Source organism: Candidatus Viadribacter manganicus (genome assembly GCF_001679665.1).
Taxonomy (GTDB): domain Bacteria; phylum Pseudomonadota; class Alphaproteobacteria; order Caulobacterales; family Aquidulcibacteraceae; genus Vitreimonas; species Vitreimonas manganica.
The window spans coordinates 3,636,700-3,651,509 of sequence record NZ_CP013244.1 but is presented as its reverse complement, the minus strand read 5'-3'; the positions used below and the strand labels follow the sequence as shown (position 1 = coordinate 3,651,509).

13 protein-coding genes are annotated in these 14,810 nt (G+C 59.6%); 5 read left to right on the top strand and 8 right to left on the bottom strand.

Translation table 11 applies throughout. The features are described from left to right. Positions 1-664 precede the first annotated feature (664 nt). Positions 665-1,102, top strand: coding sequence for a hypothetical protein (locus ATE48_RS18755; RefSeq protein WP_066774235.1), 438 nt, complete (start codon positions 665-667; stop codon positions 1,100-1,102). Between the two features lie 245 nt (positions 1,103-1,347). On the opposite strand, the gene ATE48_RS18750 is transcribed toward ATE48_RS18755, so the two are convergent. Next, the gene (locus tag ATE48_RS18750; protein ID WP_066774234.1) at positions 1,348-2,379 is read right to left on the bottom strand and encodes a serine hydrolase domain-containing protein; all 1,032 of its coding nucleotides are present in this window, start codon (positions 2,377-2,379) and stop codon (positions 1,348-1,350) included. A gap of 343 nt (positions 2,380-2,722) precedes the next feature. On the opposite strand from ATE48_RS18750, the gene ATE48_RS18745 reads away from it, so the two are divergent. Then, positions 2,723-3,445 carry an acyl carrier protein gene (locus ATE48_RS18745; RefSeq protein WP_066774233.1) on the top strand — a complete coding sequence of 241 codons (723 nt, stop codon included), beginning with the start codon at positions 2,723-2,725 and terminating at the stop codon, positions 3,443-3,445. Positions 3,446-4,039: 594 nt separating this feature from the next. Here the strand turns inward: ATE48_RS18745 and ATE48_RS18735 are convergent. The 7 genes from ATE48_RS18735 to ATE48_RS18705 all read right to left on the bottom strand — a co-directional run bounded on the left by ATE48_RS18735 (position 4,040) and on the right by ATE48_RS18705 (position 10,364). Then, a complete protein-coding gene (locus ATE48_RS18735; RefSeq protein ID WP_066774228.1) occupies positions 4,040-4,477 on the bottom strand; it encodes a hypothetical protein in 438 nt (145 codons plus the stop codon). Positions 4,478-4,596: 119 nt separating this feature from the next. Beyond that, positions 4,597-5,136, bottom strand: coding sequence for a hypothetical protein (locus ATE48_RS18730; RefSeq protein WP_066774227.1), 540 nt, complete (start codon positions 5,134-5,136; stop codon positions 4,597-4,599). Between the two features lie 300 nt (positions 5,137-5,436). Next, a complete protein-coding gene (locus ATE48_RS18725; RefSeq protein WP_066774225.1) occupies positions 5,437-6,501 on the bottom strand; it encodes an ankyrin repeat domain-containing protein in 1,065 nt (354 codons plus the stop codon). 200 nt (positions 6,502-6,701) lie between these two features. Next, positions 6,702-7,544 (bottom strand): alpha/beta fold hydrolase, encoded by an 843-nt coding sequence (locus ATE48_RS18720; protein ID WP_066774223.1) that lies wholly within the window; start codon positions 7,542-7,544, stop codon positions 6,702-6,704. Between the two features lie 13 nt (positions 7,545-7,557). Then, positions 7,558-8,526, bottom strand: a complete 969-nt coding sequence (locus ATE48_RS18715) for an alpha/beta hydrolase (protein ID WP_066774222.1) — start codon at positions 8,524-8,526, stop codon at positions 7,558-7,560. Between the two features lie 9 nt (positions 8,527-8,535). Then, entirely contained in the window at positions 8,536-9,750 is a 1,215-nt protein-coding gene (locus ATE48_RS18710) for a M20 metallopeptidase family protein (protein ID WP_066774219.1), read from the bottom strand. A 2-nt stretch (positions 9,751-9,752) separates the two neighbouring features. Next, positions 9,753-10,364, bottom strand: coding sequence for a TetR/AcrR family transcriptional regulator (locus ATE48_RS18705; protein WP_066774217.1), 612 nt, complete (start codon positions 10,362-10,364; stop codon positions 9,753-9,755). Between the two features lie 146 nt (positions 10,365-10,510). Here ATE48_RS18705 and ATE48_RS18700 point away from each other — a divergent pair, with 146 nt between their 5' ends. From ATE48_RS18700 to ATE48_RS18690, 3 genes are all read left to right on the top strand, one after another. Continuing rightward, the gene (locus tag ATE48_RS18700) at positions 10,511-12,658 is read left to right on the top strand and encodes a TonB-dependent receptor (protein WP_066774215.1); all 2,148 of its coding nucleotides are present in this window, start codon (positions 10,511-10,513) and stop codon (positions 12,656-12,658) included. Positions 12,659-12,667: 9 nt separating this feature from the next. Next, entirely contained in the window at positions 12,668-13,234 is a 567-nt protein-coding gene (locus ATE48_RS18695) for a peptidylprolyl isomerase (RefSeq protein ID WP_083197470.1), read from the top strand. 163 nt (positions 13,235-13,397) lie between these two features. Then, positions 13,398-14,459 (top strand): cytochrome P450, encoded by a 1,062-nt coding sequence (locus ATE48_RS18690; RefSeq protein ID WP_228126709.1) that lies wholly within the window; start codon positions 13,398-13,400, stop codon positions 14,457-14,459. Positions 14,460-14,810 lie beyond the last annotated feature (351 nt).

Genomic DNA, 14,810 nt, shown 5'->3' with positions numbered 1-14,810 from the left:
TGCGAAATTGCAGTGTGTCGTTCGCCGCCGCCGAGCGCAACGTCCGCAAAGAGCCAACGTGGGTCGTCGAGCAAAATTCTGCGACCGGCTCACTCGCTCAATTGCTGCCGCTTGCGCCCCACCCACGTGAACGGCTTACGATCGCCGGGAGCGGTCATTGAACAGTTGTGCTAAGTCTCAAGACAATGAGCCGGAACGCAGCCATTTGGTTTTTGGGTTGGTCAGCCGCGCTGGTGGTAGTGGGCTTTGCCTCGTCCGCATTCGACGCAACCTGGATGATCTACCTGGTTGGTGCGGGTGCTTTCATCCATGCATTGGCACTCGCTTCGAGGCGGAAATGAACCCGGTGCACTGAATGTCCGGTTTGGGCCATCGTAGGCCGTAGCGACGATTTTCGCGACCGACCAACTCGCTCAATTCCTGCCGGCTGCGCCCTGCTCGCGTGGACGGCTCACATGCGCCGACAACAGCCATTCGCGGGTGCATCAATCTAGCTGGGAAGCGACCGATCCCCGGCGTGGTTCACAGTTTCTTCGACCTTACCGTACACAAACGGCTCGCATGCTCGCAGCCGTAGTGATTGGCAACAAAGATCGCACCCGGCGTTGCCCCCTCCTCTATCAGAGCTGTAATGTCTGCGCGCGGAGTTACAGGAGGTAGTTCAATGCATGTTGGCAAGTTTCTGGCTTTTGGCGCCATTGCGGTGGTCATCGGGGGGGCCGCGGTGGCACAGACCATACGGCCGCCGCAAGGCAACTTGACGGTCGCGCCTGCCAGCGCCGCGGACGTCGCCTTGCTGCAGACGCGATTGCAGCAATTAGAGTCTGCTCACAACCAAACCAGAACCGAATTGGCTCAGGCGCGATTAGAACTCACAGCAACACGCAATCGCCTTGCGGGCGTCAAGAACGCCATGCGCGAGTATATTCGCTGCGAGGGTTTAGTGAATTTTTATGAACGCCAATTCCCATCTGCTGAATACAACGGAGTCGTATGGGCGGGTGCCCCCGCTTGCGGCGTAAGCACGGGAGCAAGATCGCTCGACGCCCGCCACACCATTTTGCAGCGAGCCGAAACTTCATTGCAGGGCATTCAGGATTAGGCGCGATTGCCGCTCACGCTGCATCGCCCCTTAGAGCGTGAGAGATAGCTTTTTGAAAGCGAGAGCGGGCCCGGCGCCGGCCGGGCCCAACAGTTGCCCCCGAGCGTGTAGGCTCAGTTAGGACCGGCGCAGGTCATCCCGCCGATTTTCGCGAGTGGCGTACTCTCTCGATTGCAGTCAGTCGCTTGGCGCGCCTAGCAACGGCTCGGTTTCGCCGGAAGTTGCCGTTGGTTAGGTGCGCTACGTCAATTGCACGCTGCGGCGTCGAAGATTGGCATGAGCGCGTCGCGCGCTCGGCGCGACCAGCCTGGCCCGTCTGCCTCCGCCGGGCCAGCGTTGGTGGCCGCGATGATCGTCAGCGGTGTCCCGGTGCGTCGATACAATATGACGTTAGGGCCGTAGTCTTCGCTGCCACGTGTCCAAAGCAAACGCCCATCCGCCGAGTTCGACGAAAACCACCCAAAGCCCACGCCATCGCCATCAGACGCGGTGAGGTGTGGGCCATATAAGAGCGCCACGCTCTCGCGGCGCAGCACGCGTCCTTCATCCAGTGCGCGCGTCCATCGATGAAGATCACGCACGGAAGCACGCATCCCTGTGCCACCGCGAAACCCCCAATTGGGCTCCGCCATAGCGCCCACCGGCATGCTCAGCACCGGAGGCGAAAAACTCTCTCCCACGTCAGGCCAAAATCCCGCGTTCCGCATGCCCGCTGGCAAGAACACGTTTGCGCGCACGAAATCCTCGAAACGTTCACCGGAAACGATTTCAACGATCGCGGCGAGCAGCGTGTAATTGTCATTAGAATAGCGAAATGTCGCCCCCGGGGAAGAAGCGAGTTGCGTCCCCAGGATCGCGCGCACTGCTTCGTTGCGATCGACGATGCCGTCCGCAGTGTACACCTGCGTCAGCCCTGACTGATGCGTCAGCAACTGTTGGATTGTGATGGGGGCCTTGTCAGGCGGTGCATCGGGAAAATAGCGCGACACCGGATCGTTCAGGGTCATGCGACCCGCCTCCACAAGCTTTAGCACTGCGGTCGCGGTGAATTGCTTGCTGATTGAAGCGAGCCAGTAGCTGGGTTCGCGACCGTGCGAGTCGGACAGACCGTAGTCACCGGCGAACAAAATATCGTCGCCGCAAGCTACCAAAACCGAGCCCGTGAACCCTTGGCTTATGAGCGATTGCATCGCCGACGAGCTGCGCTCATCGCGCTGATCGGGATGCAGAGGCGTGGCGCAGGCTGCGACAAACAATAGAGCAACAATCACGCGCATTCTTCAGCCTCCCGCAAGCGCCTGAGCGCGGTTCGCAAGGAAACGTCCTCGGACGGAGTGGATGTAGGCGGCACTCTCAATCAGGGCCTACACGCAATCGATGGCGCAGTCGCGCGGTGCGACAGACCGCAACGTGCGCCCTAGACCAGGCCGCAGTCGAGGCGCACGGAGCGGCAGCGCCTGGCCACCGCCCGCTGTCGCGTACAAAATCGCGACCGGCTAGGTCGCTCAATTCCTGCCACCGGTAATGTTGCACGCGCTAAGGCCTGCTATCGCCGGAACTTGCCCTTCGCGAGTCAGCCGGTCTGCTCGACACTGTACCAATGCAGGGTAGAGTATCAGCATGGTTGCGCCCAACACTCTCGGCCTCGACGATGACCTGGATTCCGTCGAACTCCTGATAGCGATTGAGCGCGCCTTCAATATCAAGATTCCGGATCAAGACGCCGCCACCGCCAGCACGATGGGAGATTTACACGACATCGTGGCGTCCAAATTGGAAGACACCGGCGGAGAGAAGTGCAGGACTTCAATGGCGTTCTATCGAGTTCGCCGTGCCTTGAAGATGGTTCTCGGGGAAGTCGATATTCGCCCGGATACATCTCTGAGCGCTATTTGGGGTAGATCGCCCAAATTGCTGTGGGCGCAAGCACAACGCCACTGTGAACTTCGCCTCCCGCCGCTCTCACAAACGAATATCAGCGGATTCGGTGGGTTGCTGATCGCGGCTGCGATCTTTGGCGTGCCAATTTTGTTGATTGCGAAGATCACCGGCTGGCTGGTTCTCGCTCTCGTTGTGGGATTAACCGCTGCGGGCTTCGTCCTTACCCGGCTCGACCCGCTCGCGTTCGGACCGATAGCGACTGTTGGCGATCTTGCCCAACGGACAGCGAGTCAGAACTATGGCGTATTGGTCAGCCTTGGAGGTCGCTCCGATACAAAGGCGATTTGGGACGCACTCGTGGAAGTCGCCGGTGCCTTCTCCGAGAATCTCCCCGCTGAAAAGATCGAGCGGACCACTGTCATCCTCCAATCACAGTATGAAAAGGCACGAGCGCGCGCCTGAACGGCTTCGGCTGCAATGGGCCAGCGATACCCGGCTCGCCATTTCTTACGAAGGGCTGGGTCGATACAATCGTGTCGCCGGTAATGCTGCGGACGCTTCGGCTCAATCTCGCCGAGTGCGGACATTACTGGTGATCTGACTTCCTGCTCCGCCGTTCGACCTCTTCGAGGAGTCGGGTTTCGCGACTCACTCGAACCGCGACGATCAAATACGCAACTGGAACAGCCCAAATTAGCCACGGGAAATGTATCGCCTCGGCCACGAAACCCGTCACAACCATCACTGGGATGAAGGCCAACCAAACCGCGAATCCTCGGCCTATGCGCCTCAGGTAGCTCATGCGCCCAACATACAAGGAACTAGCGAATTCCGAAGTCCGCAATTGGGCTACGGCCAACCCGCCGATCAAATAAATTGAACGGCTGCTGCGCTCAATTCCTGCCGTAGATCACGATCGACGCGCTATGGCGCGTTGTCGCCGAAAGTGGTCGCTGGAAGATGGAAGCTGACTTTAGGCGAATGCGCTTCCGGCGATTCAGACCGATCGTCGCGCCCGCAATCCCCGCATTGTAGGCATCAATGCATTCACGCGCGTTAGCGCCCTTCCTTTCCGGCGAACGCAGACAGCGCCGCAAAGTTGGCGCTGCTAAAAAACCAACTTGCAACGCGCACCTCTCGCTTCGGCTTGAAGCGCATCACCAGCACTCGCGGCCTGCCCTTCGCACGCTCGATACGTGCCGACGTGAGGTCGGCACGTTCAAATCTGTGCACTCCTGACCAAAACCGGCGTTCCAAGACATCATCCACAATGTGGAAGGACGACCACACAATCACGCGATAAACCGCTGCGAGCGTCAACACGATCGCCAGCACCCAAAACAAAAACAGGGTTTTCGATGGTCGCTCGTACAGGCCCAACCCGCCAAACGGATTGGGCAAGACAAACATCAACGCAACGCCGGCCGCCATTGCGACGAAGCATAACGCCAGCATCCAGCTTCGCGGTTTGATATCAATTGCCGAAGCGGCCATGCGTCGTACTCCCGCCAAATCGGCTGGTCACTTTTCTTACGATTGGCTGGATCGCTCAAGACCTGCCGATCCGGACCCGCCGATCCCACCGGGGAAAATTCGCCGGAAGCAGCCATTCGTCAAAATAGCCACGGGCGGTAGTTCGCGTCGAATTCGGAGCTTAGAAAGACACTCGCAACGGCCACCGCAGTGCTAACAAAGTTCGCCGCCAGCCAAATTAGCCAACGCCGTGTGTCGAATTTCACTGCGAAGAACCGCTGCAGGGTGGCTCCCTCAATGAGCGTGGAAATGGTTGCGGCGAAAATCAGCGTGGCCGCCCAGCTCACCGGATTGAACGTTCCAACGTCGAACGCGCGATTTACGAGTTGCCCTGGACCAAACTCCCACACCAGACCGGAGAGCGGGATCAACACCGTGCCCAGGAGTGCGGACAATGCATTGACGATGAGCGCGCGCGTTCCTGCTTGGGACCATGAATGCTGGAAGTATGCTTTTAGCGCGGCGGCCTCGACAACAAGCCCAAGCATCAGCACCGGCACGCTGAGTAGCCGTGGTGCTGTCACCAGTGCAGGCCATATGACGTCCGCGTGCGCATCGACGGTTACGCCGAGCGCCACAAGCAATGCCAACGCGCCAATCGTGGAATTTCTGGTCTTCAACTCTCACCAAGGTCGAAGTTTAGTAGCATCGCCGCCGCTCGCCAATCCGTCCGCAATTGGCCAGCGGCGTCGCGGCCGCGACCGGCCTACTCTCTCGGCGGTCTCAATTGGTGAGCGCAACACGTACCTTAGTAGGCCTCCTGCCATCCAGAACTATAGCCCAATTTCAGAATGCCTGTTTCCGGGCCAGACCCGCGCCAACAGCGAATATTTCAGAACGGCTGACGCGCTCCAAACAAGCCGCTCGCGCCCTGCCCGTCAATTCGGCGTGCTCTCGCCGAAAAGCGACGCTGGATTGTGTTATCTTCGATACCCCGGCGGCTTAAGCTTCATAGGGCTGGGGTTCAGCGCGACCCACATCACGCCGAGTTCACATAAGCGGCGGGTATCACCGTCTCGGCGTTTCAGAGCGGTGACCAGTGCTTGTGTTTCGTCAAGCAGAGGCTTCGCGAGGGATATCCCTGAAGCCACGTGCTCCAAGAACGCGTCGGCCATCAGCTTATAGTCTCGATCCCAGTTGATCCCGCCGTTGCGATAAAGCTCATCATGTATACGCCCAGCGATGCGAACAACTTCGCCTTGCGCGGTGTCTGCATGCCCGCTGGATGGAACGAGCAATTCCCAGAGTTCTTGGTGACGATCTTCCCAATGCTCACTGCGCAATACGATGGGTGACAAGCCGTCGTGGACGACCCGACGAGCAACGGCCGGCACGTCGAAGATCGCGTACAATTTCTCTAGCGCGTCGCTCGTCGACTGAACTGAAGACGGATTAAAGCCACCTCGGTGAAATTCGAACTCTGCTCCAATTCGAGTGACATCCGATTTCATGGCCGTAGTCCGGCGCGCACCGGCGGCGATAAGCAGCTCAGCAAAGGCAGCCATGTTTTGGATTTGCGCATTGCTGCAACGCTGGAGCGCACATTCAAGCGGCGTTTGGCCATCACGGTTGAGTGCGTCCACGCGCGCGCCGTACTGCAGCAGCAAACGCGCGTTGGCGACGTTGCAGGACTCGGCCGCCGCGTGAAGCGGCGTCCCTCTCAAGTTTTCACCCAGATTCGGGTCCGCACCCAGCTCCAGCAGAACCTCAATGCGTCCTCTCCAGTGTCGGGAGCGCGAGTGTAGTGGCGTGTCTCCGTAGTTGTCTCCCGCAGCCAAGTCAGCGCCCTGCTGAACCAGCCAGCGGGCCAAGTCGTCAGGACATTGCGCAAACGCCAACGCCGTCTGCTTAAACACACCGCCACGCGCATTGATATCACAGCTGTCGAACGCAGCCCTCAGAGCAGGCATGTCGCCCTTTTCGAGTTGTGCTTCGAAATCCTTCGGCAGCGCTTGCTTTTTGCTTTGGCCACCCCGCCCCCTCATTCACCAGCAAAGCCTTCATTTACTGCACACCGCGGCCAGCCGAGCATGTATCGCTAAACGACCGGCACGCTCCAATTCAGCCTCTCACCCGATGCCCGTCAATGCGGCTCGGTCTCGCCGAGAATGGACATTCGACCATTGTGCGATCTTCATCCAGTGATGAAGCCACCAGTGCTGGGAGCCATGGCGCCAGCTGACGATCAGCCAGCCAAGAAATTGCGCATCAGGTGCTCCGCCTTCTCGGGTTCATCGCGGTGCACGCCGTGGCCCGCGTCTTTGAACACGTGCAGCTGACCCAAAGACCGACGCAAACTTGCCGCGATCTCTTCGGCGCATTCCACCGGCGTAATGGGATCGAGCCGACCGGCCGTGATGAGCGTGGGACATTGGACGCGCGCAAGCCCAGAGCGAAGGTCCATCGTCCTCTGTTCACCCATTATGAAGTGACGCGCCACGTCGATGCGCACGATCGCGCGCGCACGCACGCCGGGTTCTGGATCCGGCTTGGGATTGTAGAGCGGCAGACAAACGGTACGATATTCTACCATCGCCGTTTCATCGCCGTCATCGAAAACGGCCTGCGCAATTTCGCGCGCGCGTTTTCCGCCGAGCGTCTCCATCATCTTGTATGTGATATCGAGACGGGTGCGGGCCGCCGTCGATGACAGGATGAGCTTGCTTGGATGATCAGGAAACTGCGCCGCATAGGACATCGCCACCATGCCGCCGAAGGACACACCCATCACCACCGGTTTGACGATCCCCAGATAGTCGCAAACCGCCTTAACATCGGCGCCCCATTGTTTGAGCGTCCATGTTTCGGGATCGCCGCTCGAACGACCATTGCCCCGATGGTCTAAATAAAGCACTTGATGCGTGTCGGCGAAGCGATCGAAATACGGACGCATCGCCGCATGATCGAAACCTGGTCCGCCGTGCAGCGCAATCAGCGTTGGACGCACGTCCATCTGGCCATCGCCGAGTCCAAGTCCAGCGCCAATCGTGTCAAAGAAGATGCGCGCGTCGCTCAGTTCAACGAACATGCTTTGTCTTCCCTCAAGACCGCGCGCTTGGGTCAGATTGTCCAACGAGCCGCGCTTGCGTCTCCATCGTTGCTGCAACTAACTCGCTTGTGTGGACGCCGGGACGAAGCCCGTGCACGGCGCGTAAACCTGCTGCGATCGCACGTGGCGCGATGGATGTATGATTCTCGTTATTCATGATTTCCCAGGAGAAGCGCGCGCTCGGCCATTGCTGGATCGCAAATTGCTCCGCAGCCCAGATCGGAGCGCTTCCAAATCTGCAGAGCGCGATCGGCACGCTCTCGTCGACTTCGACCGCGCCGGCGCAGACGAAAACGTCCACCGCCAGGTCGCCATGCTTTGCTGCGTACGCCGCTGCGGCCGCCTCGATTTCTCCAGGTGCTGTGCCGAGGCTAGGGCTGATAGCGATGTAGCGCGAAAACGGCGACGTCGGATCAAACAGCGCCCGCAGCGCAAAGTGACCGCCCGACGAGTCGCCGATCAAAGTGTGCCGCGCCGTAAGATCAATGGGATAGTGCGCGCAAAGGCTTGGCAACAATTCATCCCGCAGGAATCCAAGAAACCGCGTGTACCCGCCCGCACCCATTTGCAAATGCGGTTTGCTCTCGCCACTCTTTAGCATTGCAAACAATTGTTGCAGCTGAACCCCCAGCGCATCGCGCATGTCCCATGGACCGTGGAAGTCGAAGTTGCGACGCGCGTAGTAGCTGGCGAAACCCTCCGAGGCGGGATAGCCAACGCCGACAACAATAGCGGGCGGCACCGGTCCGGCGGTCTGCGCAAAGCGTCCATGGGCGATGGTCTGCACCAGATCGAAAATGAGATTGCCGTCGAGTACAATGATCACGGGCAAACGCGCGTGCGGCGAGATATTCGAAGGTATCGAGACATCAATCGTGTAAGCGCCCAGGCCCTCAGAATAGACGTCAAATTGATCGTGACGGATCGATGCGAACGGGCGGGGTGTGATAGCAAGCGCCATTTACTGCCTTCACTCTGCTGGCGCGCCTTCAAGCGGACGCGGAAGTTCGGAAAGAAACTCTTCGGCGAAGGCGCAATACATTGCCGCGCCCTGCGTCATCACACGCTCGTCAAGCACCATGCGATTGGAATGCAAGGCACAACAGGAGCGCCAATCGCCGCCTTCTGGCGAGGCGCCCAGGAACACCATCGCGCCCGGCACACGCTGAAGAATGTAGGCGAAGTCTTCAGCGCCCATCGCCGGGCTAGGCATGTCCATCCAAGCTGCTTCACCTGCTAGTCTGCATGCTGTGGCTTTGGCTAACGCAGCGATGCCGCTATCACACACTGTCACCGGAAACCCGAGTTCGATATCAACGCGCCCCTGGCACAAGTGCGCGGCCGGAATATGCTCGGCAAGACGCCTTATGCCTTCGTGCGCGAGTGTGCGTGATGCTTCCGAAAAGCTTCGGATCGTGCCTTCGATGACGGCCGTTTCGGGGATCACATTGTTGGTCACGCCAGCCTCAATCCGCCCGACCGTGACAACGACAGGATCAAATGCCGGCACTCGACGTGTTACCATCGCGTGAATGGCACTCACCAGTTCGGTTGCGACGGGTATGGGATCGATCGCGTCATGCGGTTGCGAGGCATGTCCGCCCCGGCCTTCGATGCTGATCTCAAAGCGGTCCGCAGCGGCGAGCATTGGTCCAGCCCGCCCCGCGAACACCCCGGCAGGAACGTTGGGCGTCACATGCAACGCAAACGCTGCATCCGGCAACGGATCAATGACGCCATCATCAAGCATGAAACGTGCGCCGTGCCAGCCTTCTTCGCCCGGCTGAAACATGAATTGCACCGAACCGGCAAGCGCGTCGCGGCGCGCGCAAAGCGCGCGCGCCGCCCCCACGAGCATCGCTACATGCGTGTCGTGACCGCAAGCGTGCATCGCGCCCGCACGGCGAGACGTGAACTCCAGTCCCGTGTCTTCGTCAAGTGGCAGCGCATCCATGTCGGCCCGCAGCAAGACCGTCTTGCCGTTCTCAGGACCGCGCAGCGTTGCCACAAAGCCCGTGGTCGAAGCGCCTTCGGTGAAATCCAGAGGCAGTCCTTTGAGGGCAGCGCGCACCTTTGCGGTGGTGGCGGGCGTGTGCAGACCAAGCTCTGGGTCGGCGTGAATTGCCCGCCGCAATGCAATCATGTCGTCGAGGAGCGCTGCTGTAGATTGACGCCAGTCCAGCATGGCTACTCGCCTTGCCTACGGGAAGAGTCGCGCCCCGCAATCAGCGCCATGGCTGTTAGCATGCCGCGAACCGCTGCCGACGGTTGCGTCTTGCGGTCGACTACCGAGACGTAATTGGTGCCAATGAAAAAATTGAACAACGACACTGCAGTCGCCTCAAGCCCAAGCGGCAGTGTGATCTCGCGGTTGGCATGCAAGCGCTGCAGCACTGTACGCAACGAGGCCAAACGAACCTGATAGTTCTCCGAAACGCCGCTTGGACTTTCGTGGGCGACAGTCAAGTCCGCGACGAACTGGAACGCCAAGCGCATGCGCCGCATCTGCCGGGGCGTACGCAGGTACTTAAACATCTTGATGCTAGCGGCTTCGAACTCAGCCCATGTTTCAGGCACCGGCTCGAATTCGTAGTCATCGATGTCGAGCGCGCACGCCGCGAGGATAAGATCGTCTTTAGTGGGAAAGTGCACGTAGAGCGCGCCAATGCTCACGCCGGCGCGCTTGCACACATCGCGCAGCGACGTGTCCGGCACACCTTTTTCGATCAGGCATTCAAGCGCGGCTTGGGCGATCTGATCGCGCTGGCCCTGCATGTACGCAACATCACGCTTTGGCACATGCCCTCCTTCGAAGCGCAAACGGCTTGCGTGGTCATACCCCGGCGAAATACCGCTTGCAAATATAAAAAAACGAACGCATGTTTTGTTTTATCGGGGAGATATCACCAAAAATCGCATTAAAACAACGACCAGGGGTGAGGATCATGAAGTTCGGGGACAAGATTAAGTGGGCACTTTTGGCAACGAGCGCTGCGTTGGCGCTGCCGGCGGCGCCGGTTCTGGCGCAGACAGCGAGCGAAACCGCGGCACCAGAAGAGATCATCGTCACCGCGCAAAAGCGTGAAGAAACACTTTTTGAAGTGCCGATGTCAGTAACCGCCGTGACCGGCCAAGACATTGCCCAACGCGGCTCACGCGATTTGCAAGACCTGCAATATTCCGTGCCCGGCCTTTCCATCTCGGAATTGGCGCCTGGAACACAGCAAGTGGAGCTGCGCGGCACGTCGGTGTTCAGCGGCCTGTCGACGGTCGGCGTCTACATGGACGATCTGCCGCTCAACGGTGAATCAGCGCAATCAGGTCTCGATATCCGGCTTCTGGATGTCGCGCGTGTCGAAGTGCTCCGGGGTCCGCAAGGCACGCTTTACGGCCAAGGCGCCATGGGCGGCACGATCCGTTACATCACCCGCACGCCCGATCTCGAAAACGTGTCCGGCAGCATCTCCGCGGAAACCGGAATGATCACCGACGGCGGCACGGACGCCAGCGTTCAAGGCGTTCTCAACCTTCCCATAGCCGCCGGTCAGTTCGGCGTGCGCATTGCGGCAGCGCATCAGCAATACGGCGGCTGGATCGACAACACGAGCCTAGGTCTCAAGGACGCTAACTCCGGCGAGAGCAATGTGTTTCGCGCGCGCGCCTTATGGCGACCGAGCGCCCAGCTCGACGTGTCGCTCACACTTTCGCATCAAGATCTCGATGTCGGCTCGATTAATCTGAGCGACGAGGATCGCACCACAAATAGCGTCGTTTCAACGCCAACCTCGAGCCGCGCCAATATCGCCAATCTCAACGTCAGCTACGACATGGGTTTTGCGACGCTCCTGAGTTCCTCGGGTTGGCTCGACCGCAAGGACGTCAATCAATATGATCTTTCGCCGGCGTTCATTCCGGCGTTGGAAGCGCCGCCGCCATTTGGCTTTGGCTTCGCACCGGGATCGGTCTCAAGCATTGCTTATCATGTGCCCAGCGCGAACCAGATTTTCGCTCAGGAGCTGCGCCTCTCCTCCAATGGTGACGGCCCGCTGCGCTGGACTGTGGGCGGCATGTATCGGGACTCACAGACCTCGATCCACTCTTTTGCCGTTGTCACGCCGGATGTCGTGCCCTTCGATCTGATTAGCGTCGAGGGAACCAATCCCTCTGACTCACGCTCGTGGGCAGTGTTTGGCGAAGGTACATGGGCATTTACGCCAACGCTCGCAGCGACGTTGGGCGGACGTTATTTCGAGGACCGCCGCACTCAGGACGTTGCCTCGGCAACCTTTGGCGGAGCCTCCGCCGACGCCAACATAGCCACCTTCTCGGCCTTCAGCCCGCGCTTCAATTTAGCGTGGACGCCGTCCGACACGTTGATGATGTACTTCAACGTCGCGAAGGGATTTCGCAGCGGCGGCTTCAATAGGCTCTCCGCGGGCCTCGGTCTTGTTACCGTGCCTCCCACTTACGATCCCGATACGCTTTGGAGTTATGAAGTTGGCGGGCGCTATCGCTCTCCCGATCACCGCTTCAATGCGGAGCTATCAGTCTACTATAACAATTGGACCGACGTTCAGTCGCTGCAGTTCGCCTCCGGACTTCCCGTCCAATATGTGGTCAATGGCAACGATATCGCCGGATTTGGCGTCGATGCGGCGGCGAGCTGGCGCGTAACCGATGCGCTGACCCTCTCGGTCTCGGGCGGCTATAACGACATGACCTACCAGAAGACCACCGGCGAGCGGCACTCTGGCGATCCAGCAGACTACGTCCCGCAATTCACATTTTCCGCGTCCGCGAACTACGACTTCCACTGGAGTTCGGATCTCCCGGGGTTCGCCCGAATTGACTATCAACACACCGACGGTTGGCAGGTCTATCCGCGCAATCTCTTGCCCGCGCCTGCATTTGCCGAGACCCAAGACTATCTGAACGGCCGAATCGGCATTGACGTGCAGAACTTCAAACTGTCTCTCTTTGCCAACAACATCCTCGACGAAAACGCTGTCAGCTATCCAGCCTTTGGCGGATTGTTCGTGCCGATGCGACCGCAGCCGCGCACGGTCGGCCTTGCTCTCTCGTACGACTATTAAGAGGATCGGTTGAACGCGGAAGCGGATGTGCGGGTGCGCCTGTCGACGCCGGCGGGCGACATCCTCTTGGACATCTTGGCGAGCAAAGCGCCCCGCGCCGCGCGCGCCTTTCTTGCTCATATCGATGCGGGGCGCCTCGACGGCGTGCCATTCGCGCGCGCGGTGCGGCGCGACAATGACAACGGTCAACCTTCAATAGAGGTGCTGCAAACCTGGCCACTTCCAGGGGATATCGAGATTCTGACGGGACGGTTCGAGTCCACCGCGGAGAGCGGGCTGCGTCATATCGAAGGCGCGGTCTCGTTTGCCCGCAGCGCGGACGGCGTCACCCCTTCCGCATTCTTTATCTGCCTCAGTGAAGAGCCTGCACTCGATCACGGCGGCGCGCGCCAGGACGATCGACAGGGTTTTCCGGTGTTCGCCGCCGTGGTCGAAGGCCTCGACGTCGTCCGCGACATCCATGCGAGGGAGACTTCACCTGAAGCCCCCATTGCTTACCTGAAAGGCCAGATGCTTGTCGCCCCTGTCCCCATTGTAAGCGCCCGCCGCAGTCCCCCAAGAATTGGACGTACATGAGCAGAGCTCCAACAGCCTTGGGCGCGCAATGACTTTCGACGCCTGCGCCGCTCGCAAAGTCGCGCCTATCGAGATCACACTCGAAGCGCTGTCGGCCGATCCTTATCCGATTTACGACACGCTACGGCGGGAAGCGCCGGTCGCGTGGGTTCCGTCGCTAAATATGTACTGGGTCACGCGTTATGAGGATGTGCGCGCGGTTCTGATTGACTCAGATACATTTGTGACAGGGACATCGGCCTCTCTGCTCTTCGATGTATTCGGTGAGCATATGCTCACTACTGACGGCGCACTACATCGTCGTTACCGCGGCCCGGCCCTCAACGGCGCGTTCATGCCTCAAGCGGTTCGCTCCAGTGCGCTCAGCCAGATCACTCGTCGGGTTGATCAGTTGATCAACGGCTTCATCATCGACGGGCACACGGAATTGCGCAGCAGTCTCGCCGCCCGACTTCCGATCCTAACGATGCTCGACATTTTTGGGTTACCAGAAGACATCGAACCCCATTTGCGAACGTGGTACGATGCATTCGAAGCGGCGCTTTCCAATCACGCGCACGACCCGGCGATTCGAGACCGCGCGAAACGCTGCGTCGCCGCCTTTCACGACCGCATGCAAGATGAAATCGAGGCCTGCCGGGCCGAGCCACGGCCTGGTCTCCTGCAACAACTCCTGATGCAGACGGATCAAAGCCTCTCTGATCCGGAAATTCGCCGTAACGCGCTGATCATCATGTTTGGCGGCATATCTACGGTCGAAGCGGTGATCCTCAATACATTGTGGGCGTTGCTCGCGCATCCAGCAGCACTGTCGCGCGTGATAGCCAATCGGGCGCTGTTGGATGCCGCGTTTGACGAGACCATGCGCTGGATTTCGCCGGTCCAATCGGCGACACGGCATACGTTGCGCGACGCCGTCATCGGTGACGTTTCCGTTCCTGCTGGCACCACTGTCAACTGCATGCTGGCCTCCGCCAATCGCGACGAAGCGGTCTTCGCCGGCGGCGACGTCTTCAACATCGACCGCGCCAATGCGCGCAAGCAACTGGGCTTCGCCACAGGCCCGCATCTTTGCCTCGGCCGCCATTTGGCGCGGGAAGAAATGCGCGTATCACTCAACGCTCTGTTTGATCGCGCACCGACTTTACGACTGAGTTCGAGCGCCACGCGCCTGGCTGGTCACGAATTCCGACAGCCTTCTTCCCTTTCCCTCAACTGGGACTGAGCGATCGACCGTCTCGAAAGGGCCAAACGCTGCCCAGTTGCCACAAAGTTACGAACGTCCCCCGTTGAGCCGTCATCGGTCAATTTGCACCCGGCGCCACGCAGACGCTTGATCTACCCAGATGCGGCGCCAACTTAGCGCTCCGCGTGGGGTCGTCTGGGGAGACGACCATGGTCTATTGGAACGACAAAGAGCGCGGGATTCCGCTAGTGGATGAGCACGCGCCGCATGGGCTGAACCTGTCTTGTGGCGCGTGTAGTCATAGCGTCTTGATGCTTTGGGCTGACGTGCTGAAGCGATGGCCGCTGGGGACATACAGCCGCGATATGGCCGCCTCGCTAAAGTGCTCGC

What these genes read in the sequence shown, in the direction of transcription:
- ATE48_RS18690 (WP_228126709.1), top strand. Translation starts at nt 13,398, where the DNA reads ATGTACTGGGTCACGCGTTATGAGGATGTGCGCGCGGTTCTGATTGAC.
- ATE48_RS18720 (WP_066774223.1), bottom strand. Translation starts at nt 7,544, where the DNA reads ATGTTCGTTGAACTGAGCGACGCGCGCATCTTCTTTGACACGATTGGC.
- ATE48_RS18710 (WP_066774219.1), bottom strand. Translation starts at nt 9,750, where the DNA reads ATGCTGGACTGGCGTCAATCTACAGCAGCGCTCCTCGACGACATGATT.
- ATE48_RS18700 (WP_066774215.1), top strand. Translation starts at nt 10,511, where the DNA reads ATGAAGTTCGGGGACAAGATTAAGTGGGCACTTTTGGCAACGAGCGCT.
- ATE48_RS18750 (WP_066774234.1), bottom strand. Translation starts at nt 2,379, where the DNA reads ATGCGCGTGATTGTTGCTCTATTGTTTGTCGCAGCCTGCGCCACGCCT.
- ATE48_RS18745 (WP_066774233.1), top strand. Translation starts at nt 2,723, where the DNA reads ATGGTTGCGCCCAACACTCTCGGCCTCGACGATGACCTGGATTCCGTC.
- ATE48_RS18715 (WP_066774222.1), bottom strand. Translation starts at nt 8,526, where the DNA reads ATGGCGCTTGCTATCACACCCCGCCCGTTCGCATCGATCCGTCACGAT.
- ATE48_RS18755 (WP_066774235.1), top strand. Translation starts at nt 665, where the DNA reads ATGCATGTTGGCAAGTTTCTGGCTTTTGGCGCCATTGCGGTGGTCATC.
- ATE48_RS18725 (WP_066774225.1), bottom strand. Translation starts at nt 6,501, where the DNA reads ATGAGGGGGCGGGGTGGCCAAAGCAAAAAGCAAGCGCTGCCGAAGGAT.
- ATE48_RS18735 (WP_066774228.1), bottom strand. Translation starts at nt 4,477, where the DNA reads ATGGCCGCTTCGGCAATTGATATCAAACCGCGAAGCTGGATGCTGGCG.